Here is a 12,382-nt window from a genome sequence, read left to right as displayed (position 1 = left end):
GTCACGCGGGCAGTGCGGAGGACGCGTCGAGCAGTGCGGTGAGTGCTTCCGAACAGCCGGCGTGGAGGGTGAGGGCGGCGAACTCGTCGCCGCGTGTCGTCCCCCTGTTGACGATGACGATGGGGATTCCGCGTTTGGCGGCGTGCCGGACGAACCGCAGTCCCGACATGACGGTGAGCGACGAGCCGGCCACCAGGAGTGCCTCGGCCTCGTCGACCACGTCGTAGGCGGCGGCGACCCTCGGCTTCGGGACGGATTCGCCGAAGTACACGATGTCAGGTTTGAGCAGTCCGCCGCACGCCTCGCAGTCGACCATCCGGAAGTGTTCGGTGCTGGTGATCACCGCGTCGGCGTCCGGTGCGATCTCCACTCCCTTTGCAGCAGTGACGGTTTCGGTGAAACCCGGGTTCGCATGCTCGAGCCGGTCGGCGAGCGTGGCCCGCGAGATCAGGGCGTCGCACGCCAGGCACCGGACCTGGGCGTACGTGCCGTGCAGGTCGATCACCCGGCGACTGCCGGCCTTGGTGTGCAGGAGGTCGACGTTCTGGGTGATGACCGCGCTCGCGACACCGGCCCGTTCGAGCCCCGCCAGGGCGCGGTGGCCGGTGTTGGGCCGGGCGGCGTCCATGTGCCGCCAGCCGAGGTGGTTTCGCGCCCAGTAGTGGCGACGGAAATCGGGGTCCCCGGTGAACTGCTGGTACGTCATGGGATTGCGCGGTGGCGAATCCGGACCCCGGTAATCGGGAATCCCGGAGTCCGTCGAGATGCCGGCGCCGGTGATCACACACAGGCGCCGGCCACCGAGTACGTCGATCAGTCGGGCGAACACGCACTCCAGGGTAGCGCCGGCTCAGTACCCGACGACAGGATCGATCAGAGCGGTGAGATTCTCGCCGGCGACGAAGCGGGTGACGTTCAGTGCCACGTGCTCGGCGAACGCTGGGGGGCGGACCGACGGCGGGTTGGAATCGTGGGGGGTGATGATCACGTTGGGCAGATCCCACAGCGGGTGGCCGTCGGGAAGCGGCTCGGGATCGGTGACGTCGAGTCCCGCTCCGCCGATCGTGTTGTCCCGCAGCGCTTTCACCAGTGCATTGGTGTGGACGAGCGAGCCGCGCGCGACGTTGATCACCCACGCGGTCGGCTTCATCTGCGCGAACTCCGCCGCCCCGACCAGATGGTGCGTGGCGTCGGTCGCGGGAGCCCCGAGCACGAAGTGATCCGCTCGGGCCCACACCTCGCCCAGACGGGTGGTGGGGAGCGTCTCGATCGCTCCCGGCACCGGGCTGCCGGAGCGATTCACCGCGATGACGTCGGCCCCGACGCCCGCGAGCATCGGGATCAGTGCCCGGCCGATTCCGCCGGCACCCACGATTGCCACCGTGGTGCCCCGCAGGGTGCCGATCTTCGAGAAGAACTCCTGCTGGCGCCAGGTCTTCGCCTCGAGGTGCTCCGGGAGTGCCCGCACCCCGGCCAGCAGCAACGTCAGCGCGTGCTCGGCGACGGTGGCGGCGAACGCGCCCGCCGCCGACGTCCACAGGACGGTGGTATCGGGTCTGATCACCTTCGCGGCGAACCACTCCTCGACACCCGCGGAATTCAACTGCACCCAGCGGATGTTCTCGGGAAGCGGGTCCGGGAAACCGATCGGACTCGTGGTCCAGACCAGAGCGTCCGCGGACTCGAGGGGGGCCACACGGGCACCGCCCCGGCGCACCGCATCCTCGAGGAGCGGGTCCGGGGCGGGTCCGATGGCTATAGCTGGAACAGCAGCGTCGTCGGCCATGGGGTCGAACTTACGCGGGAACCTCGACCAAGGGGTAGACACCGTTCTCGTCGTGGACCTCACGGCCGGTGACGGGCGGGTTGAACACGCACAGCATGCGCATTTCGGTGTCGGGCTCGACGCGGTGACGCTCGTGACCGTTGAGCAGGTACATCGATCCGGGCCCGAGTTCGTAGACCTTGTCGTTGTCGAGGTCGATCAATTTGCCGGTTCCCTCGACGAGCCAGACGGCCTCGACGTGATTGGCGTAGTGAAACTCGTTGACCGAGCCCGCTTTGATCGTGGTCTCGTGGAACGAGAAACCCACTTTGTCGCCGCCGAGGATGATGCGTTTGCTGCGCCAGTTGCCGTCCTCGCTGGTGATGTCGCGGTCGGTGTCGGTGATTTCTGCGGTGGTGCGAACGATCATGTGAGTGTCAGTCCTCTCTCTAGCTGCAAACCTTGCCGGTGGCGTCGGCGAGAATGGCGAGTCCGTGGTCCAGTTCCTCGTCGGTGATGGTGAGCGCCGGCAGAAGCTTGACCACCTCGTCCGACGGTCCGGACGTCTCCGCGAGCAGTCCCTCGTCGAAGGCGAGATTGCAGACCTTGCCCGCGTTCTCCGGCTCGTCGAACACGAGACCCTGGACGAGGCCGCGACCGCGGGTGGAGACGGAGCCGTCGAACTGGTTCGCCAGATCGGTGAACGCCTGGTGGATCTTCTCGCCCTTGGTCAGCGTCGACTTGTGAAGGGTGTCGTCGGACCAGTAGTGGTCCAGGGCCACCTTCGACGTGACGAACGCCGGGTTGTTGCCGCGGAACGTGCCGTTGTGCTCGCCCGGGCCCCACACGTCGAGCTCACGCTTGAACAGCGTCAGCGCCATCGGGAGGCCGTAGCCGCTGATCGACTTCGACAGGCAGACGATGTCCGGGGTGATGCCGGCGATCTCGAAGGAGAAGAACGGTCCGGTGCGTCCGCAGCCCATCTGGACGTCGTCGACGATCAGCAGGATTTCGCGCTCGGCACACAGGTCGGCGAGGGCACGCAGCCACTCGGCCCGGGCGACGTTGACGCCGCCCTCACCCTGCACGGTTTCCACGATCACGGCGGCCGGACGGTTCAGGCCACTGCCCGAGTCGTCGAGAACGCGGCGGAACCAGTGGAAGTCCTCGGTGACGCCGTCGAAGTAGTTGTCGAACGGCATCGGCGTGGCGTGCACCAGCGGGATACCGGCGCCGGCGCGCTTCATCGAGTTACCGGTGACCGACAGGGCGCCGAGCGTCATGCCGTGGAAAGCGTTGGTGAAGTTGATGATCGACGAACGACCCGTCACCTTGCGCGCCAGTTTCAGTGCGGCCTCGACAGTGTTGGTGCCGGTGGGTCCGGGGAACTGGACCTTGTAGTCGAGCCCGCGCGGTTTCAGGATCTTGTCCTGGAAGGTCTCGAGCAGGTCGCGTTTGGCCACGGTCGACATGTCGAGACCGTGCGTGATGCCGTCGCCGACGATGTAGTCGACGAGCGCCGACTTCAGGACCGGGTTGTTGTGGCCGTAGTTCAGCGAACCGGCGCCGGCGAAGAAGTCGAGGTAGTCGCGGCCGTTCTCGTCGCGGATCCACGATCCGGACGCCGACTCGAAGACGGCCGGCCAGCCGCGGCTGTAGCTGCGAACCTCGGACTCGAGGCTCTCGAAAATGTTCGTATCGATATTAGTCATGTGCTGCATTCCTCCGGGGCATGCTCTTAGCCGATCGTGTATAGATCTTCGGCTTCGTGTCCATCGGGAAAATCATTAGGGGAGAACAGTTCTTGCTTGTTGATCGCCGTATCTCGGCGACGCGCCAATGCTGTGAACAGCGCGATCGAGGCCTCGTTGCCGGGGCTGATCGTCGTTTCGAGATGGGTAATCCCTTCGGGTGCAAGTCGATCGAGCAGCGCGCTCAGCATGCGACCTGCAATTCCCTTGCCGCGCTGGTCTGCGTCCACGGCAACTTGCCAGACGAACAGCGTCGCAGGGGATTCGGGGCGGATGAAGCCCGATACGAATCCCACGACGCGCTCGTCGACGACTGCGACGACCGACGAGCGGCTGAAATCTCTACACCACAACAGGTATGCGTAGCTCGAATTGAGATCGAGCACTTCCGTGTTCCTGGCGATCTCCCAGAGCCGGACTCCGTCAGTGATCTCTGGACTTCTGAACAACACCGCGTCCGGCGCGGTGGTCGGGATAGCACTCTTCTGAACAGGCGTCATTGGAAATTCGAACCTAACAACCATCCCCTTCGATTTCACGTGGCTCGCGAAATTGGACAGTTCAGGCGGCGGAGCTTTGCAGGTGAGACGTGCAAAGTGATGCTCATCACATTATGTAACTTTTGGGTGAACCGCAAGCGACACACTTCGCCTATTTGAGACTCGCGAGTGCGAAGGGGAGGACGGACGCCGCACCCGCCGCGCGGAGCGTCCTGGCGGCCATCGCGAGGGTCCAGCCGGTGTCCGTGAGGGTGTCGACGAGCAGCACCGGTCCGGCGCCGTCGGGAAGGTCGGGGACCTCCCAGGCGTCGACGAGCCCGGCCACCCGGTAGGCGGAGTTGGCCGCGGACACCGGCGGATGCTCCGGGCGCAGCCGCAGAACTCCCAGGTCGGTGAGGCGTCCGACGGAAGCGAGCTGCCCCGCGATCGACGCCGACAGCAGGGGATGGGTGGCGGATTCGACCGCCATGACGGCGGTGGGGCGCTCGGCCCAGTCCCAGGAGGCCAGCACCTGGATGCAGGCCTTCAGGACGGCGTCGGGGGCGGGTCCGTCCGGTTCGTCGAGCAGGGAACGCAGGCGCTGACCCCAGCCGAGGTCGGACAGCCGGCCCAGGACGCGCCCCGGTTCGGGCCCGTCGGTGATCTTCCCGGACAGTGTCAGCCCGAGCTTCGAGAGGCCCGTGGGCCACTGTTTACGGGGCGCGAGGTCCACGCCTGGCCGTTCGAGGCGCGTTCTGGTCTGTTGCACCGCCTCGGCGTCCACGGTCGCGTCGTGGCGCACTCCGGTGCAGTTGTCGCATCGCCCACAGTCCGAGGTGCCCGCCGCCAGACCGGGATCGTCGAGCTGCTCGCGCAGGAACGCCATCCGGCACGTGGTGATCCGCTGGTAGTCGATCATCGCCTGCTGCTCGGACTCGCGGGCGCGTTCGAGGCGCTCGTAGCGGTCGGCGTCGTATGTCCACGGCTCCCCGGTGCCCACCCAGCCGCCGCGCACCCGGCGTACGGCACCGTCCACGTCGAGGACTTTCAGCACCATCTCCAATCGGGTGCGGCCCAGCTCCACCAGCGGCTCGAGCGCCTGTGTGGACTGCGGCCGGTCGGTGTCGAGGACCTCGATCACCCGGCGCACCACGTGCTCGCGGGGGAACGCCACGGACGCGAAATAACTCCAGATCTGCTTGTCCTCGGATCCGGGCAGCAGGATGACCTCGGCGCGGTCGGTGGACCGTCCGGCACGCCCGACCTGCTGGTAATAGGAGATGGGGGACGACGGCGCACCGAGGTGTACGACGAACCCCAGGTCGGGCTTGTCGAACCCCATGCCGAGCGCCGACGTCGCCACGAGGGCCTTGACGCGGTTGCCGAGCAGGTCCTGCTCGAGGGTCTCGCGCTCGGCGGCGTCGGTTTGCCCGGTGTATGCGGCGACCGTGTGGCCCTGCTCGGACAGCAGGCTCGCCAGATCCCGCGCCGCCGAGACGGTGAGCGCGTAGATGATGCCCGAGCCGGGCAGGCTGTCGAGCTTCTGGGCGAGCCACGCGGCCCGGGCGGTGGCCTCCGGAATCTGCACGACCGACAGGTGCAGCGACTCGCGTTCGAGGCCGCCGCGGAGGACGAGGGTTTCGGCGCCACCCACCCCGAGCTGTGTGGAGACGTCGGAGACGACGCGGTCGTTCGCCGTGGCCGTGGTGGCCAGAACGGGGATGCCCTCGCCCAGTTCGGCGATCAACGTGCGGATCCGCCGGTAGTCGGGACGGAAGTCGTGGCCCCAGTCCGACACGCAGTGCGCCTCGTCGACCACGACGAGGCCGGCGTCGGCGGCGAGGGAGGGGAGGACCTGGTCGCGGAAGTCGGGATTGTTGAGGCGTTCGGGGCTGACCAGCAGGACGTCGAGTTCGTTGTCCGCGACCCGGGCGTGGATGTCGTCCCACTCGGTGACGTTCCCGGAGTTGATGGTGGCGGCGCGCACGCCTGCCCGCTCGGCGGAGGCCACCTGGTTCCGCATGAGGGCCAGGAGCGGCGACACGATGACCGTGGGGCCGTGCCCGTGCGCCCGCAGGAGCTTCGCTGCGATGAAGTAGACCGCCGACTTGCCCCAGCCCGTCCGCTGGACGACCAGCGCCCGTCTGCGGCCCACCACGAGCGCCTCGATCGCCGTCCACTGGTCGTCGCGGAGGGTGGCGTGCTCGCCTGCCAGCTCGCGGAGCAGCCGTTCGGCCTCGTCACGGAGTGCGGGTTCGGTGGCGGTCGTCATGCCCCCATGGTGCACGACACGGGTGACACGAAGGATCCGGGCGACGGCAGGAGCTCGCTCAGCCGGGCAGTGCCGCCTCGATTTCGGCACGGGTGGGTGAGGACGTGGAGGCGCCTCGGCGGGTGGTGGCGAGCGCGCCCGCCGAGCACGCGAACGGGACGGCGGCCGCGGGCCCGCGCCTCCACGAGACGGTCAGGGCACCGGCGAACGCGTCGCCCGCCCCGGTCGTGTCCACCACCTCGACCTCGGGGGAGTCGGCGTGGAGCGCGGTGCCGTCGCTGCCCGCGTAGTCCGCACCCGACGACCCCAGCGTGGTCACGACATGGGAGACGGCGCCGGTGACCTCGGCGCCGAGTTGCGCAGCCTCGGTCTGATTGACGAGGAGCACGTCGACCAGCGCCACGAGTTCGGGCGGAAGTGTCTGCGCCGGTGACGGATTCAACATCACGACGGTGCCGTGTGCCGCGGCGTGCGCCGCCGCGGCCAACACGGTGCCCAGGGGTATCTCGAGTTGGCAGAGCAGGACGTCGGCGTCTGCGATCGCGGTGAGTTCGGCGGGCGTCAGGTCCGTCACGGTGCTGTTGGCGCCCGGAACCACGACGATGCTGTTCTCGCCGGCGGCGTCGACGGTGATCGCCGCGATCCCGCTCGGCCCGTCCACTTCGCGCAGGTACCGCGTGTCGACCTCGGCGTCCACGAGGGCCTGCCGAAGGTCGAGAGCGAACACGTCGGAGCCGACGGCGCCGATGAACGTCACGTCACCGCCGGCCCGCGCCGCGGCGATCGCCTGGTTGGCACCCTTGCCGCCGGGGGTGGCGGCAAAGGCGCTGCCCAGGATCGTCTCTCCCGGCGCGGGCAACCGCTCGGTCGCCGTCAGTAAGTCCATGTTGATGCTGCCGACCACGGCGACCCTGGGAGCGGACATACCCCGAGACTAACCCGCGTCGGCGGCCGCCGTCTCCTCTGCGGGCGTCGCGGATGCGTCGCCCTTGGTGCGGCGGAGACGCTTCAGGATGCGGCGGGCCTCGGCGTCCGTGGCCACGGCGGGCGGCGAACCCTCCAGCGGCTTCCGGGCGGTCTCGGAGATGAGGAGAACCGCGATACCGCCGATGACGGCCGCGACCATCATGTACATCGGCGCGACGAGGTCGCTGCCCGTCGCATCCTGCAGCGCCGTGAGAACGAGGGGTGTGGTGCCACCGAAGATCGACACCGCGAGGTTGTATCCGATCGCCAGCCCGCCGTAGCGGATTCCGGTGGGGAACAGCGCGGGAAGGACCGACGGGAAGACACCGACGAACAACAGCAGGAGGCCGCCGAGCATCGCGAGTCCGACGAAGACGGTGAAGTAGTGGCCGACACCGATCAACAGGTACGCGGGCAGCGACAGCGCGAAGAATCCGACGAAACCGGCCAGCAGCACCGGTTTACGACCGACCCGGTCGGACAGCTTCCCGACGAAGCTGATGCACACCATCATGATCAGCATCACGATGATCATGAGGACGAGGCCGTGCGACTCGTCGTAGCCGAGCGTGTTCGACAGGTACGTCGGCATGTAGCTGAGCAGGCCGTAGTGCGCGATGTTGTACGTGGCGACCAGGACGACGCACAGCACCAGCGGTCGCCAGTTCTCCACCAGGGTCTCGCGCAGTTTGCGTCCCGTGGATTCGTCTGCGAGCGAACGCTCTTCGGCCTGCTCCATCTGCTGGAACGCGGGCGTCTCCTCGAGCCGCAACCGCAGGTAGAGGCCGATCAGGCCCAGCGGACCGGCGAGCAGGAACGGAATTCGCCACGCCCAGTCCACCAGAGCGTCGGCGCTGACCACGGTGCTGATGATGGTGACCAGGCCCGCGGCCGCGACATACCCGGCGAGGGTTCCGAATTCGAGGAAGCTCGAGAAGAACCCGCGGCGCTTGTCCGGCGCGTACTCGGCGACGAACGTGCTGGCGCCGCCGTACTCGCCGCCCGTCGAGAATCCCTGCACGAGCCGGAACAGCACCAGCAGAATCGGTGCCGCGAGCCCGATGGATCCGTAACTCGGGATCAGGCCGATGGCGAACGTGCTGCCCGCCATCAGGATGATCGTGGTGGCGAGCACCTTCTTGCGGCCGATCCGGTCACCGAGCGGACCGAAGAACAGTCCACCGAGGGGACGGACGATGAACGCCGCGGCGAAGATCGCGAACGTCGACAGCAGCTGTGCGGTACCGCTGGCCTCGGGAAAGAACACCTTGCCGATGGTGGTCGCGAGGTAGGCGTACACGCCGAAGTCGAACCACTCCATGGCGTTGCCGAGCATGGTGGCCTTGACGGCCCGTTTGACGGAAGCCTCGTCGGTGACCGTGACATCAGGTGATTCGGCCACCTCGGCCGACGTGATCGAGTGATCTGGTGCATTCATGTCGTGCGCTCCCCAGCGCAGTTATCACCCGCGCGGGGCACGTACCTGATGCACGCATCTTTTCGTCGCCCGCACGGCGATTGCTGGTCGGGTTCGGCAACCCACGGCCCTTCGGCGCGATGCGGCCCCCGCCGATCGGCTCTGGCTCGTGGCTCGGTCCCGCCCCACCGTCCGGGGTGCGGGACTACCAGCTGTAAGAGCGATTACCGTAGCAAAGGATGTGCGGGCTTGTCGGCCCGAGCCTCAGTACGCCCGTGCGTATTGCGCCGGAATCTGCGGCGTCACCTGGGCATTCAACTCGAGTGCGGCTTTTCGCGGCCAGTACGGGTCGCGCAGCAGTTCGCGCCCGAGGAACACGGCGACGGCTTCTCCCGACTCCACGATCCGCTCGGCCTGGTCCGGCTCGGTGATGAGCCCGACGGCGGCGGCCGGGACCGTGGTCTCGTTCTGGATGCGACGGGCGAACGGGACCTGATAGCCCGGTCCCACCGGGATCCGGGCGGACGCGACGCCGCCGCTGGAGACGTCGACGAGGTCGACGCCGAGGTCGGCGAGGGCCTGCACGAGGGAGACGGTCTGATCCGGCGTCCAGCTGTCCGCGTCGAGGCCGGGCTCCTCGGACAGCCAATCGGTGGCCGAGACCCGGACGAAGACGGGCAACTCGGCCGGCCACACCCCGCGTACCGCCTCGACGACCTCGAGCAGGAGACGAATGCGGCCCGCGAAGCTGCCGCCGTACTCGTCGGTGCGGTGATTGCTGACCGGTGACAGGAACTGGTGCAGCAGATAGCCGTGTGCCGCATGGATTTCCACCACCTTGAAACCGGCCCGCGACGCCCGCTCGGCTGCGGCGGCGAAATCCGCGACCATCTTCCGGAGGTCGGCGGTCGTCGCCGCGGCCGGCGGGGTGTGGTCGCCGAAACCGATCGCGCTCGGCGCCACCGTCTGCCAGGACAACGGATCGTCGTCGGCGAGGCTCCCGCCGCCGCGCCACGGCACGTGCGCGGATCCCTTGCGCCCGGCGTGACCGAGCTGGATGCCCGGGACCGCGCCGAAGTACTCGAGCTGCGCGTTGATCTCCGCGAAGGCCTCGGTCTGGGTGTCGTTCCAGATGCCGAGGTCGGCGGGGCTGATGCGGCCCTCCGGGCTGACGGCCGTCGCCTCGGTGAGGATCAGCCCGGCACCGCCGATGGCGCGCGTGACGAGGTGCGTCCGGTGCCAGTCGTTGGGCACCCCCACGTCGCGGCCCGTCACGTCGGCCGAGTACTGGCACATCGGCGCCATCCACACCCGATTGGGGACGGTGACTCCACGGAAGGTGATGGGTTCGAACAACACGCTCACTGCAGCACTCCTGCCTCTGATGGTCTCGACCAGTCGCAACCAGCGCGGGGGACGAAATCATTCCCGCGCCCCTGTATATAGGCTGTCTTCATGACTGCAGTGACTTCCACCTCGTCGGCCGGTGCCGCGGTGGATACCCGTGAAGCCGTCCACGCAGCGGCACGTCGCGCCCGCACCGCGTCGCGGGTCCTCGCGCTGCTCACCACCGCGCAGAAGGATGCGGCGCTCCATGCGGCGGCCGATGCCGTGCTCGCCGCCTCGGCCGACATCCTCGCCGCCAACGCGGCCGACATCGAGACGGCCAGGGCGTCGGGCACCGAGGACTCCCTGGTCGACCGCCTGCGGCTGACCCCGGAGCGGATCGAGGGGATCGCGTCCGGACTGCGCCAGGTGGCCGGTCTGCCCGACCCGGTCGGTGAAGTGCTGCGCGGCTCGACCCTCCCCAACGGTCTCGAACTCCGTCAGCTGCGGGTGCCGCTCGGCGTGGTGGGCATGGTGTACGAGGCCCGCCCCAACGTCACCGTCGACGCGTTCGGACTGGCACTGAAGTCGGGCAACGCGGCCCTGCTGCGCGGGTCCTCGTCCGCGGCGAAGTCGAACGCGGCGCTGGTCGTGGCTTTGCGGGCGTCGCTGGCGGCGCAGCAGCTGCCGGAGGACGCGGTGCAGTTGCTGCTGAGCGAGGATCGCTCCAGCGTGACGCACCTGATCCAGGCCCGCGGGCTGGTGGACGTCGTCATTCCCCGCGGCGGCGCCGGCCTGATCAGCGCCGTGGTGCGCGACGCGACCGTCCCGACCATCGAGACGGGCGTCGGCAACTGCCACGTCTACGTCCACTCGGCGGCCGACCTGGAGATGGCCGAACGGATCCTGCTCAATTCCAAGACCCGGCGACCGAGTGTCTGCAACACCGCGGAGACGGTGCTGATCGACGCCGCGATCGCCGAGACGGCGGTGCCGAAGCTGCTGCAGGCCCTGCAGATGCACAGTGTCACGGTCCACGGGGATCTGCCGGGACTGGTGCCCGCGACCGAGTCGGACTGGTCCGAGGAGTACCTCACCCTGGATGTGGCGCTCAAGGTCGTCGACGACCTGAACGCCGCGGTCGAGCACATCGACCGCTACGGAACCGGCCACACCGAGGCCATCGTGACCTCCGACCTCGCGGCCGCCCGCGAGTTCACCGCCCGGGTCGACGCCGCCGCCGTCATGGTCAACGCCTCCACCGCCTTCACCGACGGTGAGCAGTTCGGATTCGGCGCCGAGATCGGGATTTCCACGCAGAAACTGCACGCGCGTGGCCCGATGGGGCTCCCCGAACTGACCTCCACCAAGTGGATCGTCTGGGGTGACGGGCACACCCGCCCGGTCTAGACCCTCACCCACCCCCTTCCGTCAAGCCCCGCCGCCCGTCAACCCCCTGCCCGTCAACCCCCTGCCCGTCAACCCCCTGCCCGTCAACCCCTCTGAAAGGAGCGAGCGTGGACCGCGCACTGCCCACCACGACGCCGTTCTTCGCGAGCGTCGACGACGTCATCGCTCGGCTCGCCGAAACCGGGTACCTGTCCGACAAGGGCACCGCGACCGCGGTGTTCCTCGCCGACAGACTCGGGAAACCCCTGCTCATCGAGGGTCCCGCCGGAGTCGGCAAGACCGAACTCGCCCGCGCCGTCGCCGAGACCACCGGTGCCGAACTGGTGCGGTTGCAGTGCTACGAGGGCGTCGACGAGGCACGCGCGCTGTACGAGTGGAATCACGCGAAGCAGATCCTGCGGATCCAGGCGGGCAGCGACCACAGCTGGGACTCCACCAAGGCGGACGTCTTCTCGGAGGAGTTCCTGCTGTCGCGGCCGCTGCTGACCGCGATCCGGCGCGAGGACCCGACGGTGCTCCTGATCGACGAGACCGACAAGGCCGACGTCGAGATCGAGGGCCTGCTCCTCGAGGTGCTCAGCGATTTCGCGGTCACCGTCCCCGAACTGGGCACCATCACGGCCACACGCAAGCCGTTCGTCGTCCTCACCTCGAACGCCACCCGCGAACTGTCCGAGGCCCTCAAGCGCCGCTGCCTCTTCCTGCATCTCGACTTCCCCGACGCCGAGCTCGAGCGGAAGATTCTCGCGAGCCGGGTGCCGGAACTTCCCGAGGCGGTGGCCGAACAGCTGGTCAGGACCATCCGCGTGCTGCGCGGCATGCAACTGAAGAAGCTGCCGTCGGTCGCCGAGACCATCGACTGGGGTCGCACGCTCCTGGCGCTCGGGCTCGACACCCTCGACGACGACGCCGTGCGCGCCACGATGGGTGTCGTCCTCAAACACCAATCCGACCAGCTACGTGCCGCTGCCGAGCTGCGACTGAACTGAAGGACTT

11 protein-coding genes are annotated in these 12,382 nt (G+C 68.2%); 2 read left to right on the top strand and 9 right to left on the bottom strand.

Annotation, left to right across the window (positions count from 1 at the left end; genetic code table 11):
* Nucleotide 1: 1 nt before the first annotated feature.
* The 9 genes from ACFWAY_RS15740 to ACFWAY_RS15700 form a co-directional block, all read right to left on the bottom strand.
* Nucleotides 2-829, bottom strand: a complete 828-nt coding sequence (locus ACFWAY_RS15740) for an NAD-dependent protein deacetylase (protein WP_378452246.1) — start codon at nucleotides 827-829, stop codon at nucleotides 2-4.
* A gap of 21 nt (nucleotides 830-850) precedes the next feature.
* On the bottom strand, nucleotides 851-1,786 hold the full coding sequence (locus tag ACFWAY_RS15735; protein WP_378452247.1) for a D-isomer specific 2-hydroxyacid dehydrogenase family protein: 936 nt from the start codon (nucleotides 1,784-1,786) through the stop codon (nucleotides 851-853).
* A 10-nt stretch (nucleotides 1,787-1,796) separates the two neighbouring features.
* Complete coding sequence (locus tag ACFWAY_RS15730; protein ID WP_073369647.1) at nucleotides 1,797-2,195, bottom strand: ectoine synthase; 399 nt, start codon at nucleotides 2,193-2,195, stop codon at nucleotides 1,797-1,799.
* 19 nt (nucleotides 2,196-2,214) lie between these two features.
* A complete protein-coding gene (ectB, locus tag ACFWAY_RS15725; RefSeq protein WP_378452248.1) occupies nucleotides 2,215-3,477 on the bottom strand; it encodes a diaminobutyrate--2-oxoglutarate transaminase in 1,263 nt (420 codons plus the stop codon).
* Between the two features lie 26 nt (nucleotides 3,478-3,503).
* The gene (gene ectA, locus ACFWAY_RS15720) at nucleotides 3,504-4,016 is read right to left on the bottom strand and encodes a diaminobutyrate acetyltransferase (RefSeq protein ID WP_378452249.1); all 513 of its coding nucleotides are present in this window, start codon (nucleotides 4,014-4,016) and stop codon (nucleotides 3,504-3,506) included.
* A 151-nt stretch (nucleotides 4,017-4,167) separates the two neighbouring features.
* The gene (locus ACFWAY_RS15715; RefSeq protein ID WP_378511161.1) at nucleotides 4,168-6,267 is read right to left on the bottom strand and encodes a RecQ family ATP-dependent DNA helicase; all 2,100 of its coding nucleotides are present in this window, start codon (nucleotides 6,265-6,267) and stop codon (nucleotides 4,168-4,170) included.
* 58 nt (nucleotides 6,268-6,325) lie between these two features.
* Complete coding sequence (locus ACFWAY_RS15710) at nucleotides 6,326-7,192, bottom strand: ribokinase (RefSeq protein WP_378452251.1); 867 nt, start codon at nucleotides 7,190-7,192, stop codon at nucleotides 6,326-6,328.
* A 9-nt stretch (nucleotides 7,193-7,201) separates the two neighbouring features.
* Complete coding sequence (locus ACFWAY_RS15705) at nucleotides 7,202-8,671, bottom strand: MFS transporter (RefSeq protein WP_378452252.1); 1,470 nt, start codon at nucleotides 8,669-8,671, stop codon at nucleotides 7,202-7,204.
* 243 nt (nucleotides 8,672-8,914) lie between these two features.
* Nucleotides 8,915-10,015, bottom strand: coding sequence for an NADH:flavin oxidoreductase/NADH oxidase (locus ACFWAY_RS15700; protein WP_378511160.1), 1,101 nt, complete (start codon nucleotides 10,013-10,015; stop codon nucleotides 8,915-8,917).
* A 90-nt stretch (nucleotides 10,016-10,105) separates the two neighbouring features.
* On the opposite strand from ACFWAY_RS15700, the gene ACFWAY_RS15695 reads away from it, so the two are divergent.
* Together ACFWAY_RS15695 and ACFWAY_RS15690 are read left to right on the top strand one after the other, a co-directional pair.
* Nucleotides 10,106-11,386 (top strand): glutamate-5-semialdehyde dehydrogenase, encoded by a 1,281-nt coding sequence (locus tag ACFWAY_RS15695; protein ID WP_378511159.1) that lies wholly within the window; start codon nucleotides 10,106-10,108, stop codon nucleotides 11,384-11,386.
* Between the two features lie 107 nt (nucleotides 11,387-11,493).
* On the top strand, nucleotides 11,494-12,375 hold the full coding sequence (locus ACFWAY_RS15690; protein ID WP_378452255.1) for an AAA family ATPase: 882 nt from the start codon (nucleotides 11,494-11,496) through the stop codon (nucleotides 12,373-12,375).
* The last annotated feature ends 7 nt before the right edge of the window (nucleotides 12,376-12,382 follow it).

The organism is Rhodococcus sp. NPDC059968 (assembly GCF_042738615.1).
In the GTDB taxonomy this organism is placed as follows: Bacteria; Actinomycetota; Actinomycetes; order Mycobacteriales; family Mycobacteriaceae; genus Rhodococcus_F.
The sequence above is the reverse complement of the archived record's forward strand: the minus strand, read 5'-3'. Positions and strand labels throughout refer to the sequence as shown.

Bases quoted from the DNA above. Each gene is read 5' to 3' on its own strand.
- ACFWAY_RS15730 (WP_073369647.1), bottom strand. From the start codon at position 2,195: ATGATCGTTCGCACCACCGCAGAAATCACCGACACCGACCGCGACATC.
- ectB (WP_378452248.1), bottom strand. From the start codon at position 3,477: ATGACTAATATCGATACGAACATTTTCGAGAGCCTCGAGTCCGAGGTT.
- ACFWAY_RS15735 (WP_378452247.1), bottom strand. From the start codon at position 1,786: ATGGCCGACGACGCTGCTGTTCCAGCTATAGCCATCGGACCCGCCCCG.
- ectA (WP_378452249.1), bottom strand. From the start codon at position 4,016: ATGACGCCTGTTCAGAAGAGTGCTATCCCGACCACCGCGCCGGACGCG.
- ACFWAY_RS15705 (WP_378452252.1), bottom strand. From the start codon at position 8,671: ATGAATGCACCAGATCACTCGATCACGTCGGCCGAGGTGGCCGAATCA.
- ACFWAY_RS15710 (WP_378452251.1), bottom strand. From the start codon at position 7,192: ATGTCCGCTCCCAGGGTCGCCGTGGTCGGCAGCATCAACATGGACTTA.
- ACFWAY_RS15715 (WP_378511161.1), bottom strand. From the start codon at position 6,267: ATGACGACCGCCACCGAACCCGCACTCCGTGACGAGGCCGAACGGCTG.
- ACFWAY_RS15695 (WP_378511159.1), top strand. From the start codon at position 10,106: ATGACTGCAGTGACTTCCACCTCGTCGGCCGGTGCCGCGGTGGATACC.